The sequence below is a fragment of the Bradyrhizobium centrolobii genome, from assembly GCF_001641635.1.
GTDB classification, from domain to species: domain Bacteria; phylum Pseudomonadota; class Alphaproteobacteria; order Rhizobiales; family Xanthobacteraceae; genus Bradyrhizobium; species Bradyrhizobium centrolobii.
Map to the genome: position 1 here is coordinate 1 of NZ_LUUB01000119.1, position 15,323 is coordinate 15,323.

The following is a 15,323-nucleotide window of genomic DNA, read 5'->3' on the forward strand; positions in this document are numbered from 1 at the left end:
CTAGGGTCCGGACTCAATTAATCCACCAGGTGAGTGCGGCTGCCAAGTGGATGGCGGATAGGAAGTTGTCGGCTCGCTTGTCATAGCGGGTCGCGATGCGTCTGAAATCCTTGAGGCGGCAGAACATGCGCTCGATAAGGTTACGGCTCTTATAGGCTTTGGCGTCATATCGGTGAGGATGTTTGCGGGTTGGGTTAGGCGGGATCACCGCTTTTGTTCCGCGATCCGCCAACCAAACACGCAGGCTGTTGGCATCGTAGGCTCTGTCGGCCAGTAAGCGTCGGGCTGGAGGCACGGCTGGTAACAGATCGCGCGCGGCCACGAGATCGTGGCAATTGCCAGGGGTAAGCAAGAAGGCGATCGGACGTCCGTGATCCTCGGTTAGCGCGTGGATTTTGGTGGTGCGCCCGCCGCGCGAGCGGCCGACCGCCTGCTGGAAGTCCCCCCTTTTGCGCCCGCCGCCGAGCGGTGGGCTTTAATGTGGGTCGCGTCGATGGACATTGTCCCGACCCGGCCAGTTGAGCCGGTCAACGCGTAGAAAATATTGCTCCACACGCCTTGCCGGCTCCAGCGGTTGAAGCGGTTGTAAATCGTCGTGTACGGCCCGTAGTCTGGCGGACAGTCCCGCCAGCGTGCGCCCGATCGCAGCATGTGCATGATCCCGCTGATTACGCGCCGATCATCCACGCGGTGCGCCCCGCGTCGCCCACGTGGCAACAGCGGTTCGATCCGCTTCCACTCCGACTCGCTCAGCCAGTACAGTTGCTTCCCCATCAAGCCCCCTTCGCTTGGGAAGCTTGAATCACAACTCAGCCCAGACGGGAATCCTTATTGAGTACAGACCCTAGTTCTCTAGGCCGTCCAGGCATCTGTGGACCTCACATCACTCCAAAGAGCGACCGTCCACACTTGCCCGCGATAGATTTTTCTTGACCTCCCGGTGCACACGCCACCTTCTAACTAATTGAAAAACTGAACTCTCGCTCCAATCCATCATAGACAAGCTTGAGCTAGCTGTGCGTGCGGGAAACGGCGTTATCTCAATCACTTGGAAAGACGAACGTCATGTCGCGAAACTTCAGCTCCGGAAGGTTCTTGGCGTTCTCGTGCATCTGATGGAGGTCCATGCTTGTAGTCTTAAGCAAGGAAACCGCTTCTGCGGGTGGAGCACCGAAGAGAGACAGCTTTAAGCCGCCGACACCGGCCAGAATAACGGCGACGAGGGTGATAGTGGAATATGCACGCATGACACCGCTCCTTCGTTGCTAATGCAGTGGAGGCTCCAATGGCTCCATTGCTTACTTGGAGACGATAGGCGCGTTCTGTTTCTGGTTCTTTTCGTGGGCCATATGAATGGTTTCTCCGACCAGCAGTTTGACTGCGTCGGTGCAGCGATCCCGCCGAGTTGGATTGCGCTGGAGCATGGGACTGGAGGTTCCGGAAAAGCGTTGTCGTGTGGCTGCAATTCCACGAACGTCTCACGCAGCCGGGCGGGATGGTCAGATGCTTGACCTGCGTACCCGCACCGTTAGGGGCCGACTGTCGAGAGACAGCGGCCCCGCCGGTTCTGACAGCGCGAGGGGCCGCGGCGCGGTGACGCCCGTTGGGAGGTTTGATCTGTGGCTGATCGGGGCTGGGGCCATCCCTTTGAGGATCCGATAGAGGTAGACGGTCGCAAGCTGGTGACGCTGCGCGACACTGGCGAGTACATCGCCAAGCTGCCGAAGATTTGAATGCAGCTCGGTAGCGGCGAATCTCCGCACGCACGACGGACAGTAGCTCGCGAGCGTTCCGAGCCGCCTGTAAGCTGATCGAGATCGCCAGCGGGACCGAGCCTGTGCAGGACGGCCGCATCTTTCGAGCTGGTCAACATCGGCCGGAGCGCGGCGACGGCAAGTGCCCTTGCGACCAATACGGGTTATCCAAACACATGGCCGGAAGTCCCGACGTCGCCCTTCGGCACTGGTCCCACGATGTATAGCTGCACTCGAAATACGTGCTGCCACCCCATTCCCACCTTTGAAGGCAAACTGGATATCTCGGATCGTAGGTCTGAGCTGCGGCGGGCGTGATCACGAAGATCGCCGCACCGCTCACGATTATCCAATGCAATATACGCACGGCACACCTCATTTGAATGAACGACTGCGGATCCTTGCCCGGATCGGCATCATGCGAGCCCTCAATCGCCACAAGCTAAATCCCGATCTTCCCTCGGGGCGAAAGCGCGCGAAGACCTATCGGCTCGTTCGCTGATAGTAGGACATGAGGGCTGACGGACCATTCAGGCTTGCTGCAGGACACGGTGAACCAAAGCCGCGTTATTCAAGCAGGCCTTCGGGCCTGCACGGCCCCGTTCCCCTACCCAACTGCCCCCACCGCGGGGTCGTGCACCGTCGGAGGCGGGTTGTGAGTACCATCCCTCCGGACCTTCAAAGAAGGTGCGAACAGCGTTGGGCCACCCAGTATCAGCGGCCGGTGGAAGCGGCTGCACCTCGAGGGGATCGGTCTGAAAGGCAGGATCAACAGCTGGCCACTCCCCATAAAGCGCAAAAGAAACCGCCAGATGAGCCTAGCTGCGCCCGCAGCGTGAGCGAGGGAGCAAGCCCCGCGCTCACTTTGAGCGGCGGGCTGAGACTGGCAGTCAGCCAATGCGGAGATTGTTGGCAGCCGTCTTGCCCGTCCGCGTCGTCACAAGCTCGTAGCTGATCTTAACGCCATCAGCGAGACCGGTATATCCAGCCCTTTCGACGGCCGAGATATGCACGAACACGTCCGGCCCACCCGCGTCCGGCCTGATGAAGCCATACCCTTTCGTCGCGTTGAACCACTTCACTGTCTCCATCGCCACTTCAATATCTCCGTCAAGAAAAAGATGGATCTTAAACACGCGCGATTCGTCGGCCGAGTTGGTGGCAGCTTGGTGGCAGACAGCCGTCGCTAGATCGCCATACAACGCGGCCTCTGGGACTAGTCAGGAGAAACGAGCGCCGCCACATGGCGCGGGTCAACTCCCATCCATGCTCCGGGTTTCTGCCGCCACTGAGGCGGCCTCAACTTCGTGGCTGCGTCCGGCTTGCCTAACCTGATCGCGCAATCTGATCAGCTCGCGCCGCTCCTGACCCAGATGAGCCGCATCCGCCTCGAGTAGCGCAAGCAGCATTTGGGCGGGTATGGTGAGGCGATGCTGAAAGCAATTCATTCGACCCCCCAATAAAAATACATGCAAAATACGAATTGGGTGAAAACCCTAACAAACGCCCATTTGCATCGCACTTCAAGCTTGTTGAGAGGCGGCCGCGCACTCCTATGTTGAGGCAGGCCCGCGCCAGCGCGAACTGGCGGGCCTCGCGACGTTTTCCCGCATTGAGAAACAGGCGGTAGGTTTGTAACTCAAGGGCGCGGCCGCCGACCGATGCGCAATGGGCCAGCGGCCCCCGCCGGCCACTTCCAATTGCCCTGCCTCAACAGAAGCAATGGCCGACATACAGCGCTCCCGCAAGCCAGTCGGGTTCCGGCATGCGGTGGCTGCCAGCATTAGTCTAGAATCAAGCCCGCCAGGTTGCGCTGGCGGGCCCTAATTTTCCTCCTACCCGACGATTTCCTCAAAATGGTCGCACGCGGAGCGGACAACGAAGACAGGCCGACTAGCGTGTGAACCATCACCCGCGAACAACTGCAGCAACGATGTGCTCCAGACGGCCCGCGCGATAATCTCCCTTCATCGCGCATCATTCATTTCAGCACCTCGGAGTTTGCGACTGACAAACGACATCGCCGTTTATGACGCCACGCGTCTCAATCCCAGCAGCGGAGAGAGAGAGAGTGTGTGTGTGGACCGGTCGAATGGGCACGCGAGCGGCAGTCACACGAGATGGTCTCGTCGTTGATCCTGCGTCGCTTGCCTACTGTCCACACGAGTGGGTCGACGCAGACGGGTATGTCGACCAGGAGCTTGCCAAGAGGCATCCTCATCATCTGGCGATCTGAGAAGTGTACCAACTAACGACGCGGTGCAGCGCGGGGCTCAGTCTGGATCTACGACCGGGGCGAGGATTTGAAGGTGTTCGTCACGGCGGAAGCCGCCCAAGCATGGCTCGATGAGAACGACCCCGAAGGCGTCGCCTTCGAGTACGAGGTGATCGGGTAAATTCAAGCGAGACGCCCCCCGCACGGCCGGGGGAGTGATCAATGCCGGAGGCCGTCTAGTGGCACCCAACTGTCACGGAGGATACCGGAAGCCAATTGTCGGCCCGAAACTCAGTTCCTATTCGTCTTTAAATTAAGCACCCTGAGTGAATTTACCTGCGGTTCCGGGCTGCACCAGATCAGCAAGGTTGGCTTTGGCTCGATCTATTCTACGAAGCATTTCTGCCTGACGCATGCAGAAGCCAGTTATGGTCAGGTCACGCCGCGCGGCCTGCACCTCGTGCAACGCATGATCGATTGCCTCCGTAACATTGTGACCAACCATTGAATTACTTGCTCCAGATGATGCTCGAAGCGCAGGAACCAGTTCATCGTTCACAACCTTCTCCATCACATATCGCACAAGCTTGGAGCGGGAGATTCCACGTTCCTTTGCTGGCTTGTTTGGATACTCAACTTCCAAAGGAATAACGATGTTCTTGATGGCCACAATGTGTCCGCCCTGATGCTCTTTGTTTCTTATCTGCTCTCGTTTGCTGACCGGCAAATTTGGTGACAATTGGAAAACAGCGTGTCCATAAACTAGCGTATGCTCGCCGAAGTCCTGCACAATACTCCGTTGAAGACGGTATGACTTTACGTCAATACCAGTAATGGTACTGGGAGCCGGAGCACCAGCGGCCGGGAGCGCTAGGTGCGTCAGGTCCGGTTCTGCTCCGAGAGCAGCCTTTACGGCGGCTCATACGCAGTTCGGCTATGGGCCAGACTCGGAAGTACCTGAACGCGCGGAGCTTGTCTGCTTTCCCTCCTGCACCCGACGTTGGCTTTAGCTTGCCACAAGCAGACATGGCGATGCGGGCAACTAAGAGCCGATCCGAGCAGTCGTTGCAATCGGCATGGTTCGGGGGTGGTTGGCCGCGCCATGCGATTGCGGAGGACCTTGCGACGCGTTTGCACCTGCAATGCTCTCTGGGCACCGGCGTTTGCTATCCTCGGACGTATCGCCCCCACGGACCCGCTGCGAATAGCGCGGGTTTAGGGGGTAATCTCCCGTCAACAAGGCGAAGCAGCCAATGGGTCCGTCATTAACGCGATTGGCCAACGTGGATGACTGGGGCACCGAGCGATAAGCCCTCAGGGCATTCAAAATTGCCCCCGAAGGGAGTATAAGCTACCGGCAGTAAGCAGAACGATTGTGGGAGGTACTGATGCCCACTTCGGTTTCGCTTGATGTAAACGGCCGTGCGGTCACGATTGAAGTCGATGACCCGGGTATGCCGCTTCTCTATGCCCTGCGAGATAATCTTGAATTGAAGGGGCCGCGCTTCGGCTGCGGACTGGGCCAGTGCGGCACCTGTGCTGTCCTTTTGGATGGCGAGCCAGTGCTCTCGTGCGAAACACCGCTCACCAAGGTGGCAAACAAGAAGGTCGTGACGCTGGAGGGGCTCGGCAGCCCGGAGCAGCCGTCGCCTGTGCAACGAGCCTTTATCGACGAGCAGGCAGCACAGTGCGGCTACTGTCTTAACGGCATGATCATACACGCGACTGCACTCCTCGCGAAAACCAAGAACCCGACCGTTCCGGAGATCAAGAAGGCGCTCGCCGACAATCTTTGCCGTTGTGGCACGCATCTTCGTATCATTCGGGCGGTCCAGCGGGCGGCCCGGAACGCGTGAGACAAGGGAGACAGAGATGCTGGATTTCGTCTCCACCCGTCGCGGCATATTGAAGACCGGCGGCGCGCTCGTCGTCACCTTTGCGCTCGCGGCAAAGCCTTATTCCGCTTTGGCGCAGAGCAGCGCCCCGAAGAAGACCGTTGCATCTGACGAGGTCGACGGATTTTTATCTATCGGCACCGACGGGCAGGTCACGGTTTATTCCGGAAAAGTAGATCTCGGGACCGGATTGCGCACTGCGCTAACGCAGATCGTGGCCGAAGAGCTCGACGTGCCGATCGACCGGGTAAGGCTCATCCAGGGCGACACCGCGCTGACGCCGGACCAGGGTGTAACTGCGGCCAGCCTCTCGATTCAAAAAGGAGGGATGCAGATTCGGCAGGCTGCAGCGACCGCGCGCAAGGCGCTTGCCGAGATCGCCGCGAAGCGCTTTGGAGTGGCGACGACCGAGCTTCGCATCGAGGACGGCATGATCAAAGGCAACGGCATGAGCGTGTCCTATGCCGGGCTTATCGGCGACGGCACGTTCTCGCTGAAGATTGACAACAATGCTCCCACGAAGAACCCGGCCACGTACAAGGTCGTGGGCAAGTCAGTGGCGCGTCTCGATATTCCAGAAAAGGCAACCGGACGCTTCAGCTTCATGCACGATTTCCGCGTTGCCGGAATGCTGTACGGCCGCGTGGTGCGCCCGTTGGCAATTGGCGCCAGCCTTGAAAGTGTCGATGAGTCCTCGGTGAGCGGCGTTCCGGGCCTCCTAAAGGTTGTACGCGAGGGCAATTTCCTTGGCGTGGTCGCGACAACCGAATGGGGCGCCATCCAAGCCGCACGTACGCTGAAGGCGACCTGGTCGAACTGGGAAGGGCTGCCGGACCGGGCGCACCTCTGGGACTACGTTCGCGCCACGCGCATCAAGAGCGATGTGGTCACCTCCAATGTCGGTGATAGCGCCAAGGCGCTGAGCGATGCGCCGAAACGTATCTCAGCCACCTACGATTTCGCTGTCCAGACACACGGCTCAATCGGCCCATCTTGCGCCGTCGTCGAAATCAAGGACGGGAGGATCACCTGCTGGAGCGCCTCTCAGGCGACGCAGTCTCTAAGACGACAGCTCGCGGCGATGATGGATGTGCCACTCGACGATGTGCACTGCCTCTATATCGAAGGTTCGGGCTGTTACGGCCGCAATGGGCACGAAGACGCGGCCGGCGACGCCGCGCTCCTCTCGCGCGCGATGGGCGGCAGACCTGTGCGCGTCCAGTGGATGCGCGCCGACGAGCATGGTTGGGACCCAAAAGGTCCGCCAACGCTGGTCGACCTCCGCGCCGGAGTTGATGCCGAAGGCAGGATTACCGCCTGGGAATCGGACTTCTTCATTCCTGAGGATGGGTTCGGGCCGGTGCCACTCATCGCGGCCACGCTCGCCGCCGGCGCGCCTTCCGCTCCGATAACGCAGCCGTACGGCCACGGCAGCCCCAATGTGATGGCCACCAACTCGGCGATCCCCTACAATCTGCCCAACATCAAGACTGTCGCGCATCTCCTCGCCGAGACACCATTCCGCTGGTCCTGGATTCGATCGCCAGGGCGCATGCAAAACGCTTTCGCGAACGAATGCTTTGTCGATGAGCTCGCTGCCTTTATTGGTGCCGACCCACTCGACCTTCGTCTCGGCCATCTCAAAGACCCGCGTGGTGCCGATCTACTGAGGCGTCTGGCCACCCTGGCTCGGTGGAAGAATCGACCCTCGCCACGGAGCCCCGCCCAGAGCGATGTCATGGTCGGACGAGGCATCGGCTTTGCCAAGGATTTCCCATCGCCCACTTATGTCGGCGCGGTGGCCGAAATCGAAGTCGACCGTAGAAGCGGGGAAATCCGCGTCCAGCGTTTTTTCGTCGTGCATGATTGTGGACAGATCATCAACCCCGACGGCGTCAGGAATCAGATCGAGGGAAACATCATCCAGACCGTCAGCCGCACGTTGAAAGAGGAAGTCCTGTTTGACCGCTCGGCGGTGACAAGCCTGCATTGGGCGACCTATCCGATCCTGACGTTTCCCGAAGTGCCGGACGTCATCATCGAGCTTATCGACCGTCCGACCGAGACGCCTTCGGGCGCGGGCGAGCCTGCAGCCGCGGTCGTGCCAGCCGCGATCTCGAATGCGGTTTTCGATGCTCTTGGCGTGCGGTTGCGCTCGGTCCCGTTCACCCCGGCGAAGGTTCTCGCTGCGATCGAGGGTCACTGACCTGTGCTCGCTCTGTAACTGTACTGTGAGATGAAGCGATGGTCCGGCCGATGCATTCGTGGATGATAGCCACGGGGGGCCTTATCTTTGTGGGCACAATTCAGGCATCGGTGATTTGCGCGGCCCGGGACAATGAGGATCTGGTCATCGGTACGAGCCTGGCCGACATGCTGGTCGCTGGCGAAACCGTCATCTCCCGCAAGCAGGAACGGATCGATGATCCAAAGCTCGGCGACAAGGGCCTTAGCGGCAAGGCGCTGCTAGAACAGACTCGCGAAATCTATCGCAGGGCAACCGGCGTCGATCCGGCAGCAGTCGACCCAGCCTCCCGACATGGCCGATTGCTGCGTGCCCAAATGGACGCGATCGTCGAGGTGATGGACGCAAATCAGGCGACGATCAACGCGAAGGGGACAGGGTTCAAGGGTTTCATCCCGGCGGTGTTCGCGCGCCTGGTCGACGAAGCCTTTGCCCGCAGAGCAATGGGGGAGGCTGAAGTTAAGATCACAGGACCGCCCGATCGCATCCGCAACCGAAAGGCACGTCCGGATACGTGGGAGACCGACGTCATCAAATCAAAACTGCTCGCGCCAAACTGGCCGCGTGACCAGGCCTATTCAGCTGCCGTCGAAACGGGCGGGCGGCCAGCGTTCCGAGTCATGGTGCCGCAATACTACGATGAATCTTGCTTGGCCTGCCATGGTTCGCCAAAAGGCGAAGTCGACATAACGGGCTACCCGAAGGAAGGCGCGAAATTGAATGAGCTGGGCGGAGTAATAAGCATCATTCTCTACCAATAGCCCAGCACTAAGATTGCGAGGCTCGCGACAATGGCGCGATTGAATATCAGAACTCGGATCATTCTTCTGTCGAGCGCCCTGCTCCTCGTTATCTTGGGGACGAATATCTATCTCACGCGCAAACTGGCGAATAATTCGGCGATCGTAGCCGAAGTGTCTGACTTGATCGGCGTTATCGAATCGGCGAATGGCGCACGCGTCGCGTTCGGAGAGTTACGCTATTGGTTGACCGACCTCGCCGTTAGCATGCTGACGCTCTCGGAAAGAAACGCAGCGGAAGCTCGGAGCCGAATGGAGCGTCTTCTCGATCAGGTAGCAGCGAGTAAACCCGATCGCATCGTCACCGTTCGTACAGAGCTCGCGCAGTTCGAGAAATTTGCCGCTGATGCCGTTGAGGAATACACTGCTGATCGCCGCGTGACGGGAAATTCTCTTCTGGCTCAGGCGAGAACGCACAGTGTCGTCGTCGACGAAACGCTGACATCGATCGTAACTGAATTAACCCAAGAGGCTGCCGCGGCCCGCAATCGTGCGGTTGCAGAAGTCACCGCTGCGACCCGGCTCACGCAAGGCATCGTCGTGGCGGTGGTGATTGGGGGAGTGCTCCTAACCTTCTTCCTGCTGCGCTCAATCACGCTTCCGCTCCGCCGGCTTGTGGTGGCGATAGACGGCCTTAATGCCGGGGACGTGGCAGTTCCCATTCCCGATGCCGGCCGTGACGAGATCGGCGCCATGGCAAGGACGCTGGCGATATTCCGCGATACGCTCAAAGAGCGGGATCGGCTGACTTCCGAACGAGAGTACGAGCGCAAGACGCTCGCGGCAGCAATCGCAACCATCTCGGATGGATTCGTCCTCTATGATGCCGACGACCGGATCGTGGTGTGCAACGAACGCGTACGCGAGATCTATCCCCAGCGGGCCGACCTGTTCCAGCCCGGCACAAGCTTTTGCGAGATCCTCGATGGAGCAGTTACACGCTCTGTGCCCGATTTGAATGGGCGTACCCCGGAGCAGTGGAGAGAGGAACGCCTGAGCCAGCATTCTGAGCCGTTTAGCGTCGCCGAGCATTCGTACCGGAATGATCTCTGGGTACGAGTGACCCAGCGTAAGACGCATGATGGCGGCACGGTCGTCGTCTACACCGATATCACCGAGCTGAAGCGCCGTCAGATTGACCTCGAGCAGGCGCGTGAGGAAGCAGAGGCGGCAAACCGGACAAAGAGTCAGTTCCTGGCAAATATGAGCCACGAACTTCGAACGCCGCTCAACGCCATCATTGGAATTGCCGAGATGCTTCATGAGGAAACGCAGGAGACGCCAGATACCGCGTTTGCCGAGCCCGTTGGACGCATCGTGCGGGCCGGAAAACATCTTCTCATGTTGATCAATGATATTCTCGACTTGTCCAAGATCGAGGCTGGCAAGCTCGATCTGTACCCAGAGGAGCTCGATGTCGCTGCACTCGTTGGCGAAGTTGCAAAGACGACCCAGTCGATCGCCGACAAGAACCGCAACCAACTCATCGTCGACTGTCCTGCGGACATTGGTGTGATACGGGCGGACTCGACCCGGGTGCGTCAAGTGCTTCTGAATCTGCTCAGTAATGCGTGCAAATTCACGGAGGATGGCGAGATACGTCTCTCAGCCGCACGCGAGACTGACGGATCAAGGGGGTCGTTGGTCTTCGTCGTGGCCGACACCGGCATCGGGATCACGGTGGAACAACTTGGGCGCCTCTTTCAGGAGTTCTCTCAGGCCGACGGGTCGACGACCCGCAAGTACGGAGGCTCGGGACTTGGTCTGGCGATCAGCCAGCGTTTATGCCGGGCCATGGGCGGAGAAATCACCGTTGCGAGTATGCCCGGCCGTGGAGCCGTCTTCACCGTTCGCTTGCCCGATCAAGCTCTCCCTGTAGCAACACAACGCGCCGAGATGCCAGCGGTCGCGAACGGCGGCCCGCCGATTCGGATGATGGGCCCTGCCCCGCGTGTGCTTGTCATCGATGACGATCTTGATGCCCTGGATGTCATGCGTCGGTTCCTCGGCAAAGAGGGCTTTGACGTCCTGACGGCGCAGGGAGGACAAGAGGGGCTTACGCTCGCGCGTGAACTTCGCCCCTCGCTGATCACTCTGGACGTGTTGATGCCCGAGCTCGACGGCTGGCATGTGCTCAGAGAGCTCAAGTCGATGCCTGAATTGGCTCCGATACCCGTGATCATGCTGACCATCGTCGATGAGCGCAGCAAGGGCTATGCGCTCGGCGCCAGCGAGTACATTACCAAGCCGATCGATTGGACTCGGCTCCGAGCGGTGTTGCACCATCTGAGCGGAGGTCCATCGAGAAAGGATATTCTCCTCATTGAGGACGACGAACAGACACGGCGACTGTTGGCGTCAAGACTTGCCGCTGAGGGATGGCGAATCGTCGAAGCCGAAAACGGTCAGGAGGGACTCAAGCGACTTGCTCAACGCAGACCAAGTCTGATCTTACTGGATCTCATGATGCCGGAGATGGACGGGTTCGAGTTCATCGAGGCGCTCCGCGGTAACGCGGCATTCGAAGATATTCCTGTCATCGTGATGACTGCCACCGACTTAAGCGAAGCGCACCGGCAGCGGCTTAACGACGGAATTGTGGAGTTCGTATCCAAAGCGGGTTGCACGCGCGATGAGTTGCTGACGAGAGTCCGTGACTTCCTCATGCACAAACTCCCCACCAATGGACCACAGCGGCGAGCCGAAAGTCATGGTTAAGATCCTTTACATCGAGGACAATGAAGACAACATCTACATGGTGTCGCGCCGATTGCATCGAAAAGGTTACGACGTCCTCGTTGCACGCGACGGCGAAGAAGGGCTGGCGCTGGTCAAAAGCCAGGTCCCCGACCTCATTCTCATGGATCTTGGACTACCAGTCATCGACGGCTGGGAGGTCACGCGGCAGTTGCGCGCGGCGCCGGAAACTGCGGCCGTCCCTATTATAGCGCTTTCTGCCCACGCCATGCCGGAGGATCGCGAGCGAGCACTCGCTGCCGGGTGCAATGATTTCATTGCGAAGCCGACCAATTTCCCGCGCCTGCTTGATCGGATCGAGGCTCTTCTGAGGGAGCGTCCAAGAGATGAATGAGCCGTCGCCCACGATTCTCGTCGTCGACGATAACGAAGACAATCGTTATCTGCTCGTTCGTCGATTGCGACACCTAGGCTATGAGGCTGTGCTGACTGCCCAGGATGGGGTCGAGGCCATGGCAATGCTTTCCGAGCAGCCCGTGGATCTCATGCTCCTCGATGTCATGATGCCAGGGATGACCGGCCATCAAGTGCTGCAGCACGTGAAGGCGCACCCCACGCTGCGGGAAATCCGCGTTATCATGATTTCCGCAGTGGACGACGTTGACAGCGTGGTCCACGGTATCGAACTAGGCGCTGACGACTATCTTCTCAAGCCTTTCAACCCCGTGATTCTCGGAGCACGCGTCGGCGCTTGCCTTGAGAAGAAGCACCTACGCGACCGGGAGGCCTACTACCGCGAAGAGATCCAGCGTGAGAGGCGCCGCGCTGACGAATTGCTACAAGCCATTCTACCACCAAGTGCCTTGGCCGAGTTAAAGGCGACGAACGAGGTCAAGCCCCGGCGAGTGGAAGACGTGACGGTATTGTTCAGCGATATCGTTGGATTCACGCATTACTGCGACAGCCATCCTGCGGAGCAGGTGGTGTCTGAACTTCGGGGTCTTGTTGATGCGTTTGAGGACATCGTCGATGCGCATGCGATGGAGAAGATCAAGACTATTGGTGATGCGTTCTTTGCCACCGCTGGGCTGTTTAAACCAATGCAGGACGGTGTGCTCGCTTCAGTGCGCTGTGCGAGAACGATGATCGAAACCGCGCAAAGCCTCAAGCCCAGCTGGACGATCCGTATCGGAATTCATAACGGCCCTGTCATTGCCGGCATCATGGGCCGGCATCAATATCTCTTCGACTTGTGGGGAGATACCGTCAACACCGCCGCCCGTATCACCTCGCATGCCAAACCAGGATCGATCCTTATGAGCGCCGAAGCCTGGGCCCAGGTTCGGCACTGTTGCGCGGGCCAAAGCTGCGGACTCGTGGAACTGAAAGGAAAGGGCGTGCTCGAACTATTCGAATGTCATGGCCCGCAGGCGGTCACCCCAAATTAGGCCGTGCGCTCACAAATCGCCTTGGCTCATCCGGTGGTTCGACGTCCGCTGTTCCCCTGACAGCGGCGCAAGAGCAAGCATTGGCGGAGGTCCGACTCGGGTCAAAAGCGCCGTTTTGTAACTCTCACGGTCACTTCTACCCCAATAAGCAGACGATGTCAGAGCCACGCAGGACTCTGCGCTGGGGCCAGAAGCAGTCATCGATTTCATACCGGTGGCTGCGAGATGTCCTGCGCCGCGAGCATGCTCATTTCAGCCGCTCCCAGATCAGAGTCGTGACACGACTTCCACAAGGGAGCAGATTGGCCCGCCGGCAAGCCCCTTTATTTTGGTCTAGCGCCCGCTTGGCGGCTTCGGCGGCGAGGGCAAATCCTCACGTGCCGAGATACCTAAGCGAACTGTCCAACGATAGCCATGAACGCGCGCGAGCTTGGGTGGGCGAACCAATCGGACCACCATGTCCTCTAGCTCCAACGCCAGTATCGCCAAGAAGGCCCGCACGAAGGCTGAGGCGGATTTTGCCACTTGGCTCATGATGGCCAAGCTCGGTGGTTTCGATGACCTTCCGTCAAACGCACAGAGCTTTCTGATTAACTATCGAACCCGACTCCAGGCAATGAGCGAGGCCGAGTCCACGGCCCTGGCCATTCGCGAGGTCTACAGCGCTTATTACAGGGAGATGGGAGGCGTAGGCGCGGCGCCGGAACCAAAGGCTCGCACGCAAACGACAGAGGGCAAAGTCGTGCGATCGCAGAGACGGCCTAAACCTCAAGCCGGTCTATCGGCTGCGCGCCATTCCACGAGGCCAATCATCCGAAAATCCCTCCGAGCACTGCTGATTTTCGCGAGCATGGTGGCGCTGATTGTCGCATATAGATTTCTGGCGCAGTAACATGGCCGCAGATTGTGTGCGACGTCCGCCTTTCCCCCGATAGCTACCAAATAGCGGACATCGCGCACTTCGCATTTGGACCAGTAGCGACGTTTGATGCATCGATTACAGCACCTGAAAAACATCCAGCGTTCGTGCATTCGCAGAGGGCGAGCCGCTGGCGATCGAGCAGATGCGGTTCAACTGTACTTTTCTGAACTCGTCTCGAAGTAAGGCGTGGTGCGGAAATAGTAGGCTCGTGGGTCGACAATCTCGCCTTGATAAAGGCGTTCCATGACCTCTTTCGGACCATGGCGAAGTCCCGTCCAGGCCGCGTAGATTTGATCGTTGTCGTTGGTTTCGAGGATCAACCGCGCGCGCGTACTTCCGATACTTTCAGACATTGGAGCACTTATGATGGCGTCTTCATCCTGCATCAGAAGAGAAGTCCGTCGGTCCGTCCCCTCCTCAATACGCTGATGCAGCTCGGCGGTACTGTACCGGCTTCGTTCAATTCTCCTGAGGCACGCTCAACGGTCGCTGGTATTAGGTCGGGATTGTGCGGAATCGAAGTATGATCACTGCCAGGATCACGATCGTGAGGCTCCCGAGCACGGGATTTCCGTACGAGCTGACCAGTACCTGAGCGCCGCCGAGGATCAGCGCCGCGAGTGCCAGGTTACCGAGCGACATCCCCGAGACCAGGACCAACATGAACGCGTTGATCAGCCACGGCACGCCCAAGTTCGGGTGCACGCTCACGAGCGGCGTAATCAGTGCGCCGGCGAGGCTTGCCAAGCCAGCGCCGAGGCAGAAGGTGACAAAGCGCACGAGGCGCGTGTTAATGCCAAGTGCCTCCGCTAACTCCTCGTTCATAATCACAGCCCGGGCCACTATGCCAATCTGCGTTCGGCGCATGACCAGCCACACCAGTGTGCCGAGGACGACGGCAACGAGTAACAGGACAAGACGATACAAGGAATAAGTCACCCCGCCGACGTTCACGGCTTGAGTAATCGTGCTTTCAGCGAACTGGATTTCGCGCCCGAAATACAGCGTAATGCTCTGGACAATGATGATGTTCAGACCCCACGTCGCGAGGATCGTATCAAGCGGCCGCACGTAAAGGCGCCGAAGCACACGCCACTCGGCGACTGCTCCGACCGCGATGCCGACCGCCAGGGCAATCACCAATGCACTCCAGGGATTCCAGCCGAGCCAAGTGGCAATAACTGCCGCATAGCTGCCAAGCGCAAGAAAAGCGCCGTGCGCTAGGTTGATAATCTTCAGGACGCCGTAGACGAGTAGAAGGCCGAGCGCCACGATGTACAGCACCCCCGCCGTCGTGATGACGTCGAACAGTTGGATGGTGTACACGACGATCAGCCTCCTAAACTC

At 59.1% G+C, this 15,323-nt stretch carries 14 protein-coding genes; 7 read left to right on the plus strand and 7 right to left on the minus strand.

All coding sequences use genetic code 11. The features are described 5' to 3' along the window. Positions 1 to 13 precede the first annotated feature (13 nt). The 5 genes from AYJ54_RS48510 to AYJ54_RS50300 all read right to left on the minus strand — a co-directional run bounded on the left by AYJ54_RS48510 (position 14) and on the right by AYJ54_RS50300 (position 4,759). A protein-coding gene (locus AYJ54_RS48510) for an IS5 family transposase (protein WP_430641395.1) occupies positions 14 to 774 on the minus strand; the annotation gives its coding sequence in 2 pieces (ribosomal slippage) (positions 14 to 441 and positions 441 to 774; 762 coding nt in all). A gap of 266 nt (positions 775 to 1,040) precedes the next feature. After that, on the minus strand, positions 1,041 to 1,247 hold the full coding sequence (locus AYJ54_RS42085; protein ID WP_063708368.1) for a hypothetical protein: 207 nt from the start codon (positions 1,245 to 1,247) through the stop codon (positions 1,041 to 1,043). Positions 1,248 to 1,866: 619 nt separating this feature from the next. Continuing rightward, a complete protein-coding gene (locus AYJ54_RS48515) occupies positions 1,867 to 2,133 on the minus strand; it encodes a DUF3551 domain-containing protein (protein WP_136624308.1) in 267 nt (88 codons plus the stop codon). Between the two features lie 511 nt (positions 2,134 to 2,644). Then, complete coding sequence (locus AYJ54_RS42090) at positions 2,645 to 2,845, minus strand: cold-shock protein (protein WP_082906106.1); 201 nt, start codon at positions 2,843 to 2,845, stop codon at positions 2,645 to 2,647. A gap of 1,437 nt (positions 2,846 to 4,282) precedes the next feature. Then, complete coding sequence (locus tag AYJ54_RS50300) at positions 4,283 to 4,759, minus strand: hypothetical protein (protein WP_136624309.1); 477 nt, start codon at positions 4,757 to 4,759, stop codon at positions 4,283 to 4,285. Between the two features lie 598 nt (positions 4,760 to 5,357). Here AYJ54_RS50300 and AYJ54_RS42100 point away from each other — a divergent pair. The 7 genes from AYJ54_RS42100 (at position 5,358) to AYJ54_RS53225 (ending at position 13,946) form a co-directional block, all read left to right on the plus strand. Continuing rightward, positions 5,358 to 5,825: a (2Fe-2S)-binding protein gene (locus AYJ54_RS42100; RefSeq protein ID WP_063708370.1), complete on the plus strand. Its 468-nt coding sequence runs from the start codon at positions 5,358 to 5,360 to the stop codon at positions 5,823 to 5,825. A gap of 16 nt (positions 5,826 to 5,841) precedes the next feature. Next, positions 5,842 to 8,070 (plus strand): xanthine dehydrogenase family protein molybdopterin-binding subunit, encoded by a 2,229-nt coding sequence (locus tag AYJ54_RS42105; RefSeq protein ID WP_063708371.1) that lies wholly within the window; start codon positions 5,842 to 5,844, stop codon positions 8,068 to 8,070. A 38-nt stretch (positions 8,071 to 8,108) separates the two neighbouring features. Continuing rightward, entirely contained in the window at positions 8,109 to 8,870 is a 762-nt protein-coding gene (locus AYJ54_RS42110; RefSeq protein ID WP_136624310.1) for a Tll0287-like domain-containing protein, read from the plus strand. 30 nt (positions 8,871 to 8,900) lie between these two features. Beyond that, positions 8,901 to 11,627, plus strand: a complete 2,727-nt coding sequence (locus AYJ54_RS42115; protein ID WP_063708372.1) for an ATP-binding response regulator — start codon at positions 8,901 to 8,903, stop codon at positions 11,625 to 11,627. After that, positions 11,620 to 12,000 carry a response regulator gene (locus tag AYJ54_RS42120; RefSeq protein WP_063708373.1) on the plus strand — a complete coding sequence of 127 codons (381 nt, stop codon included), beginning with the start codon at positions 11,620 to 11,622 and terminating at the stop codon, positions 11,998 to 12,000. Before AYJ54_RS42115 ends, AYJ54_RS42120 begins: the two co-directional genes overlap by 8 nt. Then, positions 11,993 to 13,054 (plus strand): adenylate/guanylate cyclase domain-containing protein, encoded by a 1,062-nt coding sequence (locus tag AYJ54_RS42125; protein ID WP_063708374.1) that lies wholly within the window; start codon positions 11,993 to 11,995, stop codon positions 13,052 to 13,054. Before AYJ54_RS42120 ends, AYJ54_RS42125 begins: the two co-directional genes overlap by 8 nt. 457 nt (positions 13,055 to 13,511) lie before the next feature. Continuing rightward, positions 13,512 to 13,946, plus strand: a complete 435-nt coding sequence (locus tag AYJ54_RS53225) for a hypothetical protein (RefSeq protein WP_063708375.1) — start codon at positions 13,512 to 13,514, stop codon at positions 13,944 to 13,946. A 179-nt stretch (positions 13,947 to 14,125) separates the two neighbouring features. On the opposite strand, the gene AYJ54_RS42135 is transcribed toward AYJ54_RS53225, so the two are convergent. Further along, on the minus strand, positions 14,126 to 14,362 hold the full coding sequence (locus AYJ54_RS42135) for a DUF3237 family protein (RefSeq protein WP_063708376.1): 237 nt from the start codon (positions 14,360 to 14,362) through the stop codon (positions 14,126 to 14,128). 109 nt (positions 14,363 to 14,471) lie between these two features. Beyond that, entirely contained in the window at positions 14,472 to 15,293 is an 822-nt protein-coding gene (locus AYJ54_RS42140) for a branched-chain amino acid ABC transporter permease (RefSeq protein WP_063708387.1), read from the minus strand. Between the last annotated feature and the right edge of the window lie 30 nt (positions 15,294 to 15,323).